The sequence below is a fragment of the Mariniphaga sediminis genome, assembly GCF_003573545.1.
GTDB classification, from domain to species: Bacteria; Bacteroidota; Bacteroidia; order Bacteroidales; family Prolixibacteraceae; genus Mariniphaga; species Mariniphaga sediminis.
Genome location: NZ_QWET01000002.1, coordinates 284,042 through 299,254, shown reverse-complemented (window position 1 = coordinate 299,254; position 15,213 = coordinate 284,042). Strand labels below are relative to the sequence as shown.

Genomic DNA, 15,213 nt, shown 5'->3' with positions numbered 1-15,213 from the left:
AGTACATTTACAACCCTTTGAAAAGGAAGTATTTTTCAGGATAGAGAATATATTTTCTTTTAAATAAAGAAAAATTTCAATATAAATGAATTTTTAAACATCAGGAATATATGAATTCAAAAATTCAGGAATTAACCGAAACCATTTACAACGAAGGCGTTCAAAAAGCGAAGGAGGAAGCAGAAGCCATTGTGAAAGAGGCCAGGGAAAAGGCTTCGGACATTGAAAAAAATGCACAGAAAGAAGCGGAAAAGCTGATTGCCGACGCGAATGATAAAGCGCAGGAATTGAAAAAGCAGGTGGATTCGGAGATTAAAATGACATTGAACCAGGCTGTTTCGGCTATGAAGCAGGAAATTACCTCGCTCATCGCCATGAAAGTAATTCAACCTTCGGTGAAAGAACTTTTTGCCGACAAAGACTACCTGCAGACATTAATTTCTGGCGTGGTGAAAGGTTGGATGGAAAAGGAAAGTTTCGATTTGAAGGTTATTCTGCCTGAACAAGACAGGGGACAACTGGAAAGCTTTTTCAAAAACAACCTGGCCGACGAGTTGAATAAAGGCCTGGAAGTTTCTTTTGCCCAAAACGTGAAGTCCGGATTCAAAATCGGACCGGCGGACGGGAGTTATCTCATCAGCTTTACCGATGAGGATTTTACCAACTTCCTGAAAGGGTACCTGCGTCCCAAAACCAGTCAACTGCTTTTTGAGGAGGGAAAATGAATAAGCGGAACTACTACTGCCTGGTAGCAGGCTTGCCCGATCTTATTCCTGATGATAAAAAGCTCCACTTTTCATCGGTGGAGTTGCGCGATTATCTGCGGGAAGAACTTCATGCGTCAGATTTTGAACTGGTGAAGTTATTTTACCTGCCGTGGGATCACGAGAATTTAATCAACCTTTTGTTTGGCGGTGAGTTTGAGTGGGACGAACGCGGAAATTACACCCGAGAAAGCCTTGAACAGCTTGTCGATAAAAAACAATTTGAGCTGATTGATACTTCGGCATTCCCTTCCTATTTTTCCGACTTTATTGAGTTTTACCACGATGATGAAGAAGAGTTTCCCAAAGTAGCTACCGTAAAATTTCTTACGGAAAGGTGGTATAAAACGTTGGCCGGCTCGGGGAATGAATTTGTAGCGGCATTTGCAGAATACAAACAAAACATGGCCAATATTATGCTGGCTTTGAACGGGCGAAAGCACAGTATTCCTTTTGAGGATGCCATTATTGGCGACGATGAAGTAAGCCACGCCCTGAAAAAAAGCCGTTCGCGTGATTTTGGACTTTCCAATGAAATCAACGATATCGAGAGTATCGTTCAGATTTTCGAGATAGAGAATATCCTGGACAGGGAACTGAAACTCGATAATCATTTGTGGCATATTCTGGATGAAATAACCTTTTTTAATTATTTCACTATTGAAAAAGTGCTGGCGTTTGTTCAGAAACTTTTTATTGTGGAGCGCTGGTTTGAACTCGACAAAGAAAAGGGCCAACAAATATTTAACCAGTTATTAGAAGAATTACAATCCAATTTTGAATTTCCTGAAGAATTCGCGATAACATATGGAAAAAGAAAATAAAACAACAGGCAAAGTGGTTGGTATCGTTTCCAACCTTGTTATGGTAGAAGTGAACGGGCCGATTGCCCAAAATGAAATTTGTTATATCTCTTTGGAAAAAGAGCGGTTGATGGCGGAGGTGATTAAAGTGGTGGGGAAACATGCCTATGTACAGGTATTTGAAAGTACCCGCGGCCTGAAGCCAGGATCGGTGGCAGAGTTTCAGGGGCATTTGCTCGAAGTGACTCTTGGTCCCGGAATTCTTTCGCGAAATTATGACGGGCTGCAAAACGACCTCGACAAAATGGAAGGTATTTTCCTGAAACGCGGAGAATATACCGACCCGCTCAACCGGGAGAAAAAATGGGAATTCAAACCCATTGTCAAAGTAGGCGACGAAGTGCAGGCAGGTGCCTGGCTTGGCGAGGTAAATGAAAATGACCAGCCGCATAAAGTAATGGTTCCGTTCAAAATGAAAGGAACATTCAAAATTAAAGAAATTGTTAGCGAAGGCGAATATACCGTTGACCACAAAATTGCTGTGGTTACCGATGATGATGGCAATGATACCGATCTGACAATGGTGCAGAAATGGCCGGTGAAAGTGGCTATTGGCTCCTACAAAGAGAAACCGCGTCCGTTTAAACTGCTGGAGACAGGGGTTCGGTGTATGGATACGTTAAATCCGATTACCGAAGGAGGAACTGGTTTTATTCCGGGGCCGTTCGGCACAGGAAAAACCGTTTTGCAGCATGCTATTTCAAAACAGGCTGAAGCGGATATTGTAATTATTGCAGCCTGTGGGGAGCGTGCCAACGAGGTGGTGGAAATTTTTACCGAATTTCCGGAATTGGAAGACCCGCGTACTGGTAAAAAGCTGATTGAGCGGACCATCATTATTGCCAATACATCCAACATGCCGGTGGCTGCCCGTGAAGCTTCGGTTTATACGGCCATGACCATTGGGGAATATTACCGGGCCATGGGATTGAAGGTACTGCTGATGGCAGACTCTACTTCGCGCTGGGCACAGGCATTGCGTGAAATGTCGAACCGGTTGGAAGAACTTCCCGGACCAGATGCCTTCCCGATGGACTTGTCGGCGGTTATTTCGAACTTCTATTCGCGGGCAGGATTTGTTTACCTGAACAACGGAAAAACCGGTTCAATTACGTTTATCGGTACGGTGTCGCCGGCAGGGGGTAACCTGAAAGAACCGGTTACCGAAAGTACCCGGAAAGCCGCCCGTTGTTTTTACGGTCTTAGCCAGGCGCGTGCCGACAGTAAGCGTTACCCGGCAATTGATCCTATTGACAGTTACTCGAAATATCTTGAATATCCGGAGGTACAGGAAAACCTTGAAACGAATGTAGGCGACTCATGGCTCAAAGAAGTAACAAAAGCCAAAGACGTTCTTCTTCGCGGAAAAGAAGCCATGGAACAAATAAACATCCTGGGCGACGACGGTGTGCCCATCAGCTTCCACGAAACCTTCTGGAAATCGGAACTTATTGATTTTGTTATTTTGCAGCAGGATGCTTTTGATAAAATCGATGCTTCCACTCCCATGAAACGTCAGCAATACATGCTTTCAAAAGTGTTGGACGTGGTTGACAGCAGCTTTGTATTCAGCCATTTTGAAGATGTGAGTTCATTCTTCAAAGAGGTGATTAACGAGTTCAAGCAGATGAACTACTCCGAGTTTGAGTCGGATAAGTTCAAACAGCACGAAGGAGCGCTGAATGAGTTGCTTAAAAAGCAGGCAAATTAATTAAGGCATACATTTAATACTGAAAAAGAGATACTATGGAAAGCCAGGCATTTCAGAAAGTATATACCAAATTAACCAACATTACCAAAGCTACGGTGACGTTAAAAGCCGACGGCGTGGGCTATGACGAGATTGCCAGCGTGAACGGCAAACTGGCACAGGTGGTAAAAATTACCGGAGACGATATTACACTTCAGATTTTTGAAGGGACCGAAGGGATTCCAACCAATGCTGAAGTAAGTTTTCTGGGAAAACCGCCTCAGTTAACCGTTAGTGATGAACTGGCCGGGCGTTTTTTTAACGCGTATGGCGCTCCTATTGACGGGGGGCCTGAAATTCAGGGAGAAGTGCGTGATATCGGTAGCCCCTCGGTAAATCCGGTGCGCCGTAAACAGCCATCGAATCTTATTGCCACAGGTATTGCAGGTATCGACCTGAACAATACACTGGTGTCGGGACAGAAAATTCCGTTTTTTGCCGACCCCGACCAACCTTATAACCAGGTGATGGCAATGGTAGCCCTGCGTGCAAAAGCCGACAAGATTATCCTGGGCGGCATGGGGCTCACCAACGACGACTACCTTTATTTTAAAAATGTATTCGACAATGCCGGAGCGCTCGACCGGATTATCAGTTTTGTAAATACCACCGAGAATCCTCCGGTAGAGCGTCTGTTGGTTCCTGATATGGCATTGACAGCCGCCGAATATTTTGCCGTAGATAAGAATGAAAGCGTTTTGGTGTTGCTTACTGATATGACTCTGTACGCAGATGCACTCAGTATTGTATCGAACCGTATGGATCAGATTCCTTCGAAAGACAGTATGCCGGGATCATTGTATTCCGATCTGGCCAAAATTTATGAAAAAGCCGTGCAGTTTCCGTCAGGAGGTTCCATTACCATTATTGCTGTAACCACTCTGTCTGGCGGGGACATTACCCACGCTATTCCGGATAACACAGGGTATATTACGGAAGGGCAGTTATTCCTTCGTCGCGATTCCGACATTGGGAAGGTAATCGTTGACCCGTTCCGGTCACTTTCGCGTTTGAAACAGTTGGTAATCGGGAAACAAACCCGTGAAGATCATCCGCAGGTAATGAACTCGGCCATCCGTTTGTATGCTGATGCGGCTAACGCACGGACCAAGCTGGAGAACGGCTTCGACCTGACCGACTATGACGAACGTACGCTGAAATTTGCCAGGGAATATTCCGACAGCATTCTTGCCATCGACGTGAATGTGGGTACAGATACCATGCTCGATATTACCTGGGATCTTTTCTCAAAACACTTTAAAAAGGCAGAGGTAGCTATTAGGGAGAGCCTGGTTGAGAAGTACTGGAAGAGTTAAATCAAATAAAGAAATTACGTGGCCATAAAATTTCAATATAACAAAACAGCTTTACAGGCGCTTGACAAGCAGTTGAAGGTCAGGGAACGGGCATTGCCCACACTGAAAAACAAGGAGTCGGCTTTGCGTGTGGAGGTGAAACGGGCCAAAGACAGGGCTGCTGCCCTTGAAGAGGAATACAGCAGCCAGATTGCTTCGTATGAAACCATGGCCCGGCTGTGGGGGGAGTTTGATCAAAGTCTTATAAGCATCAAAGATGTAGAGCTTTCTTCGAAAAAAATTGCCGGGGTTTTTACGCCGGTGCTGGAGAAAATCATTTTTGAAACCAACACCGACAACCTTTTTAACCAGCCGGTTTGGTTTCCCGATGGTATGGCGATCATCCGAAAAATTGCCGAGATTGCCATTGAAAGGGAAGTATTTCTGCGGAAAATGGAACTGCTTGATTTTGCCCGGAAAAAAACAACCCAAAAGGTAAACCTTTATGAAAAGGTGCAAATTCCAGGCTTTCAGGATGCAATCCGTAAGATAAAACGGTTCCTGGAAGATCAGGACAATTTGTCGAAATCGGCACAGAAGATTGTAAAAGACAGGCAGGAAAAACAAAGACAGGAGGTTGAGGTATGATTGTTCCGATGTATAAATATGCTTTCCTGGTGTATCATTCCGCTTATAAGGATTTTTTGAAGGAGATCCGGAAGATTGGCGTGGTGCACATCAGCATTAAAAACAACGAACCCACTCCCGAAATGCAAGAGCTTTTCAGGCACCTCAATGAGGTAGACAAAGCAGCCAAAAAGCTGGATATGCTGGAACCGGAGAAATCGGAAACCAAACCTGCGTTTAAAACAGGTGAAGAGGTTTTCAACCGGCTGAAAGCCATGGAAAAGGAGATGGAGCATAACCATCATCAGGTTTTACAGCTTGAAAAAGAGAAGAAACAATTGGTGCCGTGGGGCAATTTCGACTGGAAGCAGGTTCAAAATCTTGAAGGACAAGGCGTGCATATCCGGTTTATGTCTTGCCCCGTAAGAAAATATAATCCGGAGTGGGAAGAGAAATTTTACCTGCATGTAATTGGCGACCAGGACGGGTACCGTTATTTTGTAAAAATCGAAAAAACCGAAAACGGAATTCCGGAAAACGGATTCGATGAAATATCGGGAGCCGATGAACTGATCTTGCCCAACCGCTCATTAAGCCAGGTGAAGGAAGAGATCGAAAAACGGGAAGGTGATGCGGGGACACTGACTCACGAACTGCACCAGATTGCATTTTACTGTAAGCCTTTACTGAAAAGTTACCATGATGAAATTCAGCAGCAACTGGCAGAACAAAATGCCTTACTGCAAACCACAGAAGAGGTTGAGGGGAAGGTAAAAATGTTGGAAGGCTGGGTGCCCGAGACTAAAAAGGCAGAACTGGATAACTATCTGGAAGAAAATAGAATTCTGCATACTACAGATAAGGCGGAAGAAGAGGATAAAGTCCCGATTTTGCTGAAAAATAACCGGTTTGCCAAACTCTATGAAGTAATCGGGGAGCTGTACGAATTGCCTAACCATAAAGAGCTCGATCTGGTGCCTTTCTTTGCACCATTTTACATGATGTTTTTCGGGTTCTCGCTGGGCGATGCCGGGTATGGACTGATTATTATTGCAGCCGCCCAATTTATGAAAAAGAAAATGCCTAACCTGAAATCGGTGATGAGTCTGGCTCAATGGTTGGGATTAGCTACCGTTATTTTTGGAGTACTCACCGGTACCTTTTTCGGAATTGATTTGATCAACTCCGACATTCCCTGGCTGGAAAGCGTAAAAACTTACATGATAAGTACTGACAAGTTATTCAATCTGGCCATCATTTTCGGGGTCATTCAGATTATTTTCGGCATGGTACTGAAAGTGATCAACATAACCCGTGTGAGGGGATTCTTGTATTCCCTCTCTACTATAGGATGGCTGGTGCTAATGGTCGGATTTGGAAGTGTTTACGGCTTACAAACGAAGGAAATAATTTCACCCCAGGTTGCCGGAATTGCCCAGATTGCCGTCTTTGCTGTAGCGGGTGTGCTTATCCTGTTGATTAATCATCCCAAGAGGAACATTTTTATGAATTTTGGCGCTGGTTTGTGGGATGTTTACAGCATGGCTACCAGCCTGCTTGGCGACATTCTTTCGTACATCCGGCTTTTTGCACTTGGGGTTTCAAGTGCTATTCTGGGACTGGTGTTCAACAGTATGGCTTTGAGTATGAAGCCCGACATCCCGGTTCTCGGACCTTTGGTGATGATCATCATCCTTGTTGTAGGGCATGGAATTACCATATTTATGTCGGCGCTGGGGGCATTTGTGCATCCCATACGTTTAACGTTTGTTGAGTTTTATAAAAATGCCGGGTTTACCGGAGGGGGCAGGCCTTACAAACCATTTGCAGAGCCGGCTTCAAAAAATGAATAAATAAGTAATAACATTTAAAAATAAATCGAGAATGGAACCTATTGTTTTAGCTTACATTGGAATTGGATTAATGGTCGGCCTTGCAGGGGTTGGCAGTGCATTTGGAACTACCATTGCCGGTAACGCGGCTGTGGGGGCCATGAAAAAGAACGGGGAAGCTTTCGGGAACTACATTATGCTTACGGCACTTCCGGGTAGCCAGGGGCTGTATGGTTTTGCCGGCTACTTCCTGCTCGACAGTTTTGGTCTGTTGCAAACAGATATTGGCTGGGGTGTTGCTGCTTCTGTTTTTGGTGCCGGACTTGCTTTAGGGCTTGTTGGTCTTTTGTCGGCCATTCGTCAGGGGCAAGTGTGCGCCAACGGGATCGCCGCTGTTGGTTCGGGGCACGATGTTGCCGGGAAAACCCTTATCCTTGCTGTATTCCCTGAACTTTATGCTATTATTGCACTGGCTGCCACCTTCCTTATCGGTAGTGCAGTTGCAGGATAAAAGGATTACAAAGTGTCTGGTTGTGTTATAAGGTTTACGGGCTGAAGCCCGGTTCGATTCAACCCGGTGGTGATAACATCCCGGGTTGAATCTGTTAAGTTGAATTGTTTCTCCCCTTAGCTCTCGTTGCTTAATTCAAGTAATTTGTCAGCAATATTTTCAAGGTCAAGTACATAATCCGGCTCGAAGAGTTCTGTTGCAGCAGAAGGCATAGATTGGGCAAAAGCCGTTTCAGGATTCTCCACGATGGTTTTTCCCCCGTATTTTTTGATGGTTAGAAGTCCCCGGGCGCCGTCGTAATTAGAGCCTGTGAGCAAAATGCCAACAAGCCTCTCTTTAAATGTCCAGGCAGAGGTTTCAAACAAAACATCGATGGATGGGCGCGAGTAATTTATCTTTTTGTCTGTCGAAAGGCTAAACGAATAATCATCCTCAACTTGCAGGTGGTAGTTTGGCGGAGCAAAGTAAACGGTTTTTTCCCTTATCGTTTCTTTATCTTCAGCTTCTTTTACAGTGAAGTATGTTTTTTTGTTCAACTGCGTCAGAAAGGAAGTGATATTATTATTCCCGATATGTAAAACGATAATAACCGGTAAATGAAAACTATCAGGGAGTTTTGAAAGCAGGGTCCGTATTGCCTCCATTCCTCCATAAGATGTGCCAATAGCAACTGCTTTAATCATTTCGGTATATATAATTTTTTGTAAATTCTCATTTTCTTATCTACTGCCTGGAACTTATTTTCATAGTCGGTAAATTTCAGGCTTTCTTTGGTACCAAGGCATAAAAATCCCCGTTTGGCAAGGCTGTCTGAAAACAGGCCCAGCACTTTATTCTGCAGGAGTTTGTCAAAGTATATCAGGACGTTCCTGCAAAAGATTAAATGGACTTCGGCAAACACCCCGTCGGTTACAAGATTGTGATCGGCAAATACAATGTTTTTGGAAAGTGATTTGTCGAACAATACAGAACCGTATTTTGAGGTGTAGTAGTTGGAGAGCTCACCCTTTCCTCCGGCCTCTTTGTAATTCCTTTCGTAAAGTTCCATCTCTTTTTTACTGTAAATTCCCTGTTTGGCTGTTTCCAACACACTTTTATTAATATCGGTAGCGTAAATTTGTGTGCGCGCTAACAGGTTTTCTTCTTTCAGGATGATGGCCAGGGAATATACTTCTTCACCGGTAGCACATCCGGCATGCCATACTTTGATGTGTGCATACGTTTTTAAAACGGAAACAACTTTTTCTCTGAAAGCAGCATAAAAATCAGGATCGCGAAACATTTCGGTCACATTGATGGAAAGGTCTTTGAGAAAAAGCCGAAAAAATTCCTTATCCCAAAGTATCTTGTTTTGAAGTTCCGAAATGGTCTCTAAATTACTTATGTTTAGTCGCTGGTTGATTCGTCGTTTCAGGTGTGCCTTGCTGTAGTTTCTAAAATCGTATCCGTATTTCAGGAATACGGCCTGCAGCAGAAGGTCGAGCTCAATGTTTTGTGTGTCGTTTTTCTCCGGGCTTACCGGAAATATCCTGTCGTTTTTAGTTTCTGACGGCATTTCTGATAATTTTCTTTAATTCAGCTACATTAAATGGTTTACTGATAAAATCATTCATTCCTATCTCAAAACATCTTCTTTTATCTTCTGAAAATGCATTTGCTGTTACTGCCGCAATATATACGGGTTTGTTGATTTTATGGGCTGCTTCGTGTTCCCTTATTTTACGGGTAGATTCGAGTCCGTCAACCTCCGGCATCTGCATATCCATCAGTATCAGGTCGTAGCCGTTTGATTTAAACATGTCGAATGCTTTCTTCCCGTTTTCAGCAATATCACAAACAATTCCGATTTTTTGAAGCAGAAGTTGCGTTACCCGCTGGTTAACAAGATTATCTTCGGCATATAGTATTTTTATATCCCTGGGAATCTCTCTGTTTTCGGGAGTATCTGTTTTACCATTTTTCCTTTCCCTGTAACCGAATTTTAAACTAAACCAGAATTCCGATCCTTTTCCGGGAGTACTTTCAACACCTATTTCTCCGTCCATCAGGAAAACCAGGTTTCTGCATATATTCAGGCCTAACCCGGTTCCCCCGTATTTCCGTGCAATGGAAATATTTGTTTGAGAAAATTCCCTGAATAACTTCTTTTGGTCTTCTTCCGAAATTCCGATCCCGGTATCGGTAACTTTAAATAACAAAACGATATTTTGGCCTTCTTTTTTTAGTGGTTTAACCGATATCTTTACACGGCCTTTCTCCGTAAATTTAATGGCATTGTTTACCAGGTTGGTAATAACCTGGTTGAGCCTGTAGGGATCACCCGTTAAGGTTCGCGGTATATTATTGTCTATATCCACGGAAAGTCTGATTCCTTTTGTGTCAGCCTTAAATTTCAGTAGTTTAACAATGGTGTTGACGATATCAAAAAGTATAAAATCAATGTTTTCAAGTTGAATCTGGCCTGATTCAATTTTTGAAAAATCGAGGATGTCGTTAATGATATTCAACAGGTTTTCACCTGATGTAGCTATTATTTCGGTTAGTTCTTTCTGGTCCTCATTCAATCCTGATTCTTCCAGTAATTTCGAAATTCCGATTATTCCGTTTAGGGGAGTGCGGATTTCATGTGACATGTTTGCCAGGAATATCGATTTTGCCCGGGTGGCCTCTTCTGCTTTGTTTTTTTGAACTTCGAGCTCTTTGTTATTTTCTTCCAGCCTTTTGAGAACCCCTTTCAGTTCCTGTTTCTGCGCAAACAGGTCGAGGAATATTTTTACCTTACCAACCAAAATTTCAGGAATGATCGGTTTGGGTATAAAATCTACGGCGCCGGTTTCTATTCCTTTGATTATATGCAGATCGCTTTGATGGATGGCTGAAACAAAAATGACAGGAAGGTACCTGGTCTTTTTTCTTTTTCGCATTAGGGATAAAGTCTCGTAACCATCCATTCCGGGCATCTGCACATCCAGAATGGCCATGGCAAAATCATTTTTCTGTGTAATTCTGAGTGCCTCCATTCCGGAGGTGGATCTGACAAAATCAACATCGAAATCTCCCAGAATCATTTCCAGGCTGACAAGGTTTTCGATTAAGTCGTCTACAATCAGTATTTTAGGTCTTTCCATTTTATTTAAACAACCATATTTTTAATAAAGATAAAAGTTTCGAAACATCTACCGGTTTCGATATATAGTCGTTCGCCCCGTTATTGATGGCTCTTTGGTAATCTTCTTTCATGGCTTTTGCCGAAAGGGTAATAATCGGGATGTCATCTATTCCAGGCGTATTCCTGATAATTTTCATCGCTTCGTACCCGTCCATTACCGGCATCATAATGTCCATTAATACAAGGTCTATGTCTCTGTTTTTTTTCAGTGTTTCAACGGCAACCTCTCCGTTTTCCGCTTCCATCACTTCAATTTCTCGTTCTTCCAGTATTTGGGCCAGGGCAAAAACATTTCGGATATCATCGTCTACCAACAGTACTTTTTTCCCTTTAAACCCATTTTTGTCCGGCACTTCTGTTTTTATCTGCACTTTCCTCGGAAGTTTATTCGCCACCTGGTGTAAGAAAAGGGTAACTTCATCCATTAACCGCTCATCGGACTTGATCCCTTTTATTACAATAGAGTCGGAAAATTTGTGCAATTCCCGAAGCTCTTTGGCCGAAAGTTCCCTGGCTGTATGAATAATGACATTTGGGATGGGAATATTCCCTGCTTTTAGCTTTTTCAGTAGTTCGTTTCCTGAGAAGTCGGGAAGCCCCAGATCCAGGATAATACAGTCGAATGCTTTGGCTGAAATCATTTCATAAGCCTGCTGCCCGGTATTGGCTTCGTGAAGGATTATGTCCTTGTCTTCAAAAAGTATGTGAATGGCTTCGCGCGTGCCGGGATCGTCTTCCACTACCAGTATTTGTTTGTACTCTTTGCTTATTTTGTTTTCAATGTTTTGTGTAATATTTTCCAAAGGAACTGATTCGGGCGTTCTTAAATCATCTATGTTGTCAAGGATTGAATCTTCAATCCGTGACACAAAGTGGAGGGGCAACTGCCTGGTAAATTTGTTGTTCTTTAGGTTTTGGAATTCGTTTGAGTCATTTAATTCGGAGGAAATGATAATGGCCTGCAGCGAAAATGCAGAAGCCAGTCTGATGCCTTCGCTGATACTGGCTGCCACCAGGGCATTGAAGTTTTTCTTATGGCAAAGTTCGAGTAGTTTATGCGCCTTTTTCTTTTCATTATGGATGATAAGCACCATTAGTCCGGAGGGATCCAAATTCCGGTCGTCGTCGATAAAAGCCGGGAGTTCGTTCTTGTCAAATTCTTCTTCGGCCGTTTCGTACGTCGTTGATGCAGGTTCTTCAACGCGTTCCACCTGTTTTTTTTCTGTTCCGGGTTCGTTGTAAACTTTCCCAACCAGGTTTCTGTCTGAGGGCAGGTAAACCGTAAAAACAGAACCTTTGCCTTCAGCGCTTTTTACATGTATCTCACCTCCCAAAACGTGGGTCAGGTGCTTCGATATGGAAAGTCCCAGTCCGGTTCCGCCATACTTTCGCGAAATACTTCCGTCAGCCTGCTGAAAGGCCTCAAAGATTTCTTCTGCTTTCCCTTCGGGGATTCCCACCCCCGTGTCTTCAACGGCAATAAAAAATGTATTCCGGTGGCTCAGATCGGGATTAACCAGTTTGGCCGTCGATGGGGTAATTCCCATGTTAACCTTCACCCCGCCGGAGTTGGTGAATTTAAACGCATTCGAGAGAAGGTTCCTGATTATCTGCATTAGCCGCTGTTTGTCCGTGAAGATGGTTTTGGGAAAGTCATCTGGCTGATTGACCTCCAACGTCAACGCTTTATTTTCGGCTACCGGCCCGAAATGCTGGATAACTTCAGACTTTATGTCGTCGACAGAAACTTCGTCAAAATTGTAAGTCATTTTGCCCGCTTCTATTTTCGAAAGGTCGAGAATTTCATTGATTAGATCGAGTAAGTCTTTTCCACTTTTGTGGATAATATTTACCGATTTTAGCTGATCTTCTGTTAAGTTTCCTTTTTTATTGTTGCTAAGCAGTTTGGAAAGAATTAACAAGCTGTTTAGCGGAGTACGCAACTCGTGCGACATATTGGCGAGAAACTCCGATTTGTATTGGCTTGCCAGTTTCAGTTCCTGGTTGGTTTCTTTAAGCTTTTCCCGTTGTTTTTTTAGGTTTTTTTCATTTTCGGCCAGAATTTTTGTTTGCTCCGCCAGTTCTTCATTGGCCACTCTGAGCTCTTCTTCCTGCGATTTCATCTCTTCGTTTGCCACCCTAAGTTCTTCTTCCTGAGACTTCAATTCTTCGTTTGTTGATTTGAGTTCCTCTTGTTGCTGCTTTAGCAGGTGGTTTACATCCATCAGCTCTTTCTGATTGGAAAGCAGTTGTTCGTTTTGTTTTTTTACTTCTACTTCCAGTTGTTTGATTTGGGTAACGTTTTTCGATATGCCAAATGTGCCGATACACTTTCCGGTTTCGTCATACATCGGAAGCTTGGTTACGGAAGTCCAATTTTCCTTTCCGTCTTTATCAATGCTTTGGCGGATTTCATCCACAACCCCTTCTCCATCTTTTATAATTTTCTGTTCCTCATCAAAATATAATTGAGCTTCTTCCCGGGAACGGAAATCGAAATCGGATTTGCCAATAACTTCTTCCGGTACTTTCACCCCAAATCGGTTTGCCATCGATTTGCTGATTCGCAGGAATTTGCTGTCGATATCTTTAAAATAAACCGAATCGGGAAGGGTATGCAGCATGGAGTCGAGCAACGCTTTTTCCCTGATAAGGCTTTCCTGTATCCGGGTAATTTCTTCCAGCTTTTTGCTAAGTTCTTCATCGCGGGCACGTAACGTTTCTGCCTGATCCAACGTTTTTTCAAGCAACTCTTTATGGCGTTCCCTTGCCACAGAAGCTGTGATACTTACGGATATTCTTTCGGCAATTGAGCTCAGAAATTCAATTTTAATATCGGATAACTCATTGACCGGTGCCAGTTCAATAACGCCCTGAATGCTTTCGTTATAAAACAGGGGCAGCAGGTATATTTTTTCAGGAATTATTTCTCCTGTTGCACTGAAAATTTTGTGATATTTCTTTTTCGTATCCACAATTTGCAGGGAGCCTTCCAGCGCCGCTTTGCCGATAAGTCCTTCCCCGATTTTAATATTTTCTTTCAGCTCTGCTGTGTTTAACCCGACAGAACTTGCGAAGCTGAGCTGGTCAATCGTTTCGTCAAAAACATAAATAGCGGCCAGTTCAATTTTAAGAAAGTGGCTCAGGTAAGTGATAATTTTTCCGGATAGGTCCCTTACCGAATGGTTGCCCCTTATGTGGTCGTCGAGGCCGTTTATGCCTTTTTGCAACCAGTTTTCCTTTCGGTGGTTTATTTCTGTTTGTTCCAGTTGATAGGCCATTTTGTTCAGCGCCGGAGCGAGTTCGTCCTCTTCCGATTTTGGTTCTAGTTTATCGCTATAGTCGCCTTGTGCAATTTTTTTTGAATGTGAAATAATATCCTGAAGGTTGGTTTGAAGTTGCGAAAACGATCTTGATAACTGGCCGATTTCATTTTTGGAGTCTATTTTTACTGAGGGTTTGATGTTACCGCTGGCCATCTTTTCAAAATTATCCGCCAGTTTGGTGATTGGATCAGAAATGGACTTGTTGATCCTTCTGGAAATCAACGTGCTTGTAAGAATCAAAAACAAAGCGAGGAAAATAATGAGGGCAGCGAATGAATTGGTAACGTATTTGTTAAGCTCATATAATTTCCAAGTAAACCTTTGGGTATAGGACCGAATTTTGGGAAATTCAGCTTGAAGGCGGGTCAGTTTTTCGGGCGATTTGTTTTCCCTGTATGAGTCGACTAATGACGTAATGTTTTGGATAAACAGCGAAATATCTGCTGCAATTTGCTGGATCTCATCCAGTTTTTTATGGTTAATGTTGTCAAATACACGTATCTGAGCACCCATAAATTTGATTTTATCAATGTCGTTATCAAAACCTTCTTTGAAAATTTCAAGAAAATAGGATTCCCATTCTTCCCGGGGCATAACATTCATAAGGCTGTCTGCTTTGGCAAAAACAGATACAATGTTAAAGGCATGACTAAAATATTCGTAGGCTTTTTCCAGTTCTCCGTTATTTCCTGAAACTTCATATTTGTAAAAATGGGCGACACCTGAATCGAAAGTTTCTACAAAAACTCTGTTCTCATTTCCCAACATGGTAAATGATTCACTTGATTTAAACAGAACATAGGCAGCCAATCCCATAATGATGATGCCGAATACAAAAATGTATATAAGGATGGCCAGCTTTCGCGTAATTTTGAAGTCGGAAAATTGTGGTATGAATTTGCCCATGTTTTATCTTGTTTAGCTTACATTTTGTTGCGGAACTGCAAAATAGACAAAAAAATGTTAAATAATTGTGCGAATTATAAAATTATTTGTCAGTCAGTTTTTTGAAAATAAAAAGAGTTCGCCTTCGCAGCGTTCAATAATTTTGGGTTTTCAAACCAAGGTGTAAAATG

Annotated in this window: 11 protein-coding genes; 7 read left to right on the top strand and 4 right to left on the bottom strand. The window is 42.8% G+C overall.

Going from position 1 to position 15,213, the window contains the following annotated elements; genetic code table 11:
* Window positions 1-110 precede the first annotated feature (110 nt).
* Genes D1164_RS03575 through D1164_RS03545 form a run of 7 tightly spaced genes read left to right on the top strand, consistent with a single transcriptional unit; the run spans window position 111 to window position 7,642 of the window.
* Complete coding sequence (locus tag D1164_RS03575; RefSeq protein ID WP_119348564.1) at window positions 111-725, top strand: V-type ATP synthase subunit E family protein; 615 nt, start codon at window positions 111-113, stop codon at window positions 723-725.
* A complete protein-coding gene (locus tag D1164_RS03570; protein WP_119348563.1) occupies window positions 722-1,588 on the top strand; it encodes a DUF2764 family protein in 867 nt (288 codons plus the stop codon). The genes D1164_RS03575 and D1164_RS03570 overlap by 4 nt, the downstream gene beginning before the upstream one ends.
* Window positions 1,572-3,338 (top strand): V-type ATP synthase subunit A, encoded by a 1,767-nt coding sequence (locus D1164_RS03565; RefSeq protein WP_119348562.1) that lies wholly within the window; start codon window positions 1,572-1,574, stop codon window positions 3,336-3,338. Before D1164_RS03570 ends, D1164_RS03565 begins: the two co-directional genes overlap by 17 nt.
* A 35-nt stretch (window positions 3,339-3,373) precedes the next feature.
* Window positions 3,374-4,693, top strand: coding sequence for a V-type ATP synthase subunit B (locus tag D1164_RS03560; RefSeq protein WP_119348561.1), 1,320 nt, complete (start codon window positions 3,374-3,376; stop codon window positions 4,691-4,693).
* Window positions 4,694-4,711: 18 nt separating this feature from the next.
* Window positions 4,712-5,320, top strand: a complete 609-nt coding sequence (locus D1164_RS03555; RefSeq protein WP_119348560.1) for a V-type ATP synthase subunit D — start codon at window positions 4,712-4,714, stop codon at window positions 5,318-5,320.
* Window positions 5,317-7,152: a V-type ATP synthase subunit I gene (locus tag D1164_RS03550; RefSeq protein WP_119348559.1), complete on the top strand. Its 1,836-nt coding sequence runs from the start codon at window positions 5,317-5,319 to the stop codon at window positions 7,150-7,152. Before D1164_RS03555 ends, D1164_RS03550 begins: the two co-directional genes overlap by 4 nt.
* 31 nt (window positions 7,153-7,183) lie before the next feature.
* Window positions 7,184-7,642: a V-type ATP synthase subunit K gene (locus D1164_RS03545; protein WP_119348558.1), complete on the top strand. Its 459-nt coding sequence runs from the start codon at window positions 7,184-7,186 to the stop codon at window positions 7,640-7,642.
* 116 nt (window positions 7,643-7,758) lie between these two features.
* On the opposite strand, the gene D1164_RS03540 is transcribed toward D1164_RS03545, so the two are convergent.
* The 4 genes from D1164_RS03540 to D1164_RS03525 are packed head-to-tail and all read right to left on the bottom strand — an operon-like array spanning window position 7,759 to window position 15,043.
* On the bottom strand, window positions 7,759-8,325 hold the full coding sequence (locus D1164_RS03540; RefSeq protein WP_119348557.1) for a chemotaxis protein CheB: 567 nt from the start codon (window positions 8,323-8,325) through the stop codon (window positions 7,759-7,761).
* Window positions 8,322-9,197 carry a CheR family methyltransferase gene (locus D1164_RS03535; protein WP_119348556.1) on the bottom strand — a complete coding sequence of 292 codons (876 nt, stop codon included), beginning with the start codon at window positions 9,195-9,197 and terminating at the stop codon, window positions 8,322-8,324. The genes D1164_RS03540 and D1164_RS03535 overlap by 4 nt, the downstream gene beginning before the upstream one ends.
* Window positions 9,181-10,770 (bottom strand): response regulator, encoded by a 1,590-nt coding sequence (locus D1164_RS03530; RefSeq protein ID WP_119348555.1) that lies wholly within the window; start codon window positions 10,768-10,770, stop codon window positions 9,181-9,183. The genes D1164_RS03535 and D1164_RS03530 overlap by 17 nt, the downstream gene beginning before the upstream one ends.
* Before the next feature lies 1 nt (window position 10,771).
* Window positions 10,772-15,043, bottom strand: a complete 4,272-nt coding sequence (locus tag D1164_RS03525; RefSeq protein WP_119348554.1) for a response regulator — start codon at window positions 15,041-15,043, stop codon at window positions 10,772-10,774.
* Window positions 15,044-15,213: the final 170 nt, after the last annotated feature.

Bases quoted from the DNA above. Each gene is read 5' to 3' on its own strand.
- D1164_RS03575 (WP_119348564.1), top strand. From the start codon at position 111: ATGAATTCAAAAATTCAGGAATTAACCGAAACCATTTACAACGAAGGC.
- D1164_RS03570 (WP_119348563.1), top strand. From the start codon at position 722: ATGAATAAGCGGAACTACTACTGCCTGGTAGCAGGCTTGCCCGATCTT.
- D1164_RS03565 (WP_119348562.1), top strand. From the start codon at position 1,572: ATGGAAAAAGAAAATAAAACAACAGGCAAAGTGGTTGGTATCGTTTCC.
- D1164_RS03560 (WP_119348561.1), top strand. From the start codon at position 3,374: ATGGAAAGCCAGGCATTTCAGAAAGTATATACCAAATTAACCAACATT.
- D1164_RS03550 (WP_119348559.1), top strand. From the start codon at position 5,317: ATGATTGTTCCGATGTATAAATATGCTTTCCTGGTGTATCATTCCGCT.
- D1164_RS03545 (WP_119348558.1), top strand. From the start codon at position 7,184: ATGGAACCTATTGTTTTAGCTTACATTGGAATTGGATTAATGGTCGGC.
- D1164_RS03540 (WP_119348557.1), bottom strand. From the start codon at position 8,325: ATGATTAAAGCAGTTGCTATTGGCACATCTTATGGAGGAATGGAGGCA.
- D1164_RS03535 (WP_119348556.1), bottom strand. From the start codon at position 9,197: ATGCCGTCAGAAACTAAAAACGACAGGATATTTCCGGTAAGCCCGGAG.
- D1164_RS03530 (WP_119348555.1), bottom strand. From the start codon at position 10,770: ATGGAAAGACCTAAAATACTGATTGTAGACGACTTAATCGAAAACCTT.
- D1164_RS03525 (WP_119348554.1), bottom strand. From the start codon at position 15,043: ATGGGCAAATTCATACCACAATTTTCCGACTTCAAAATTACGCGAAAG.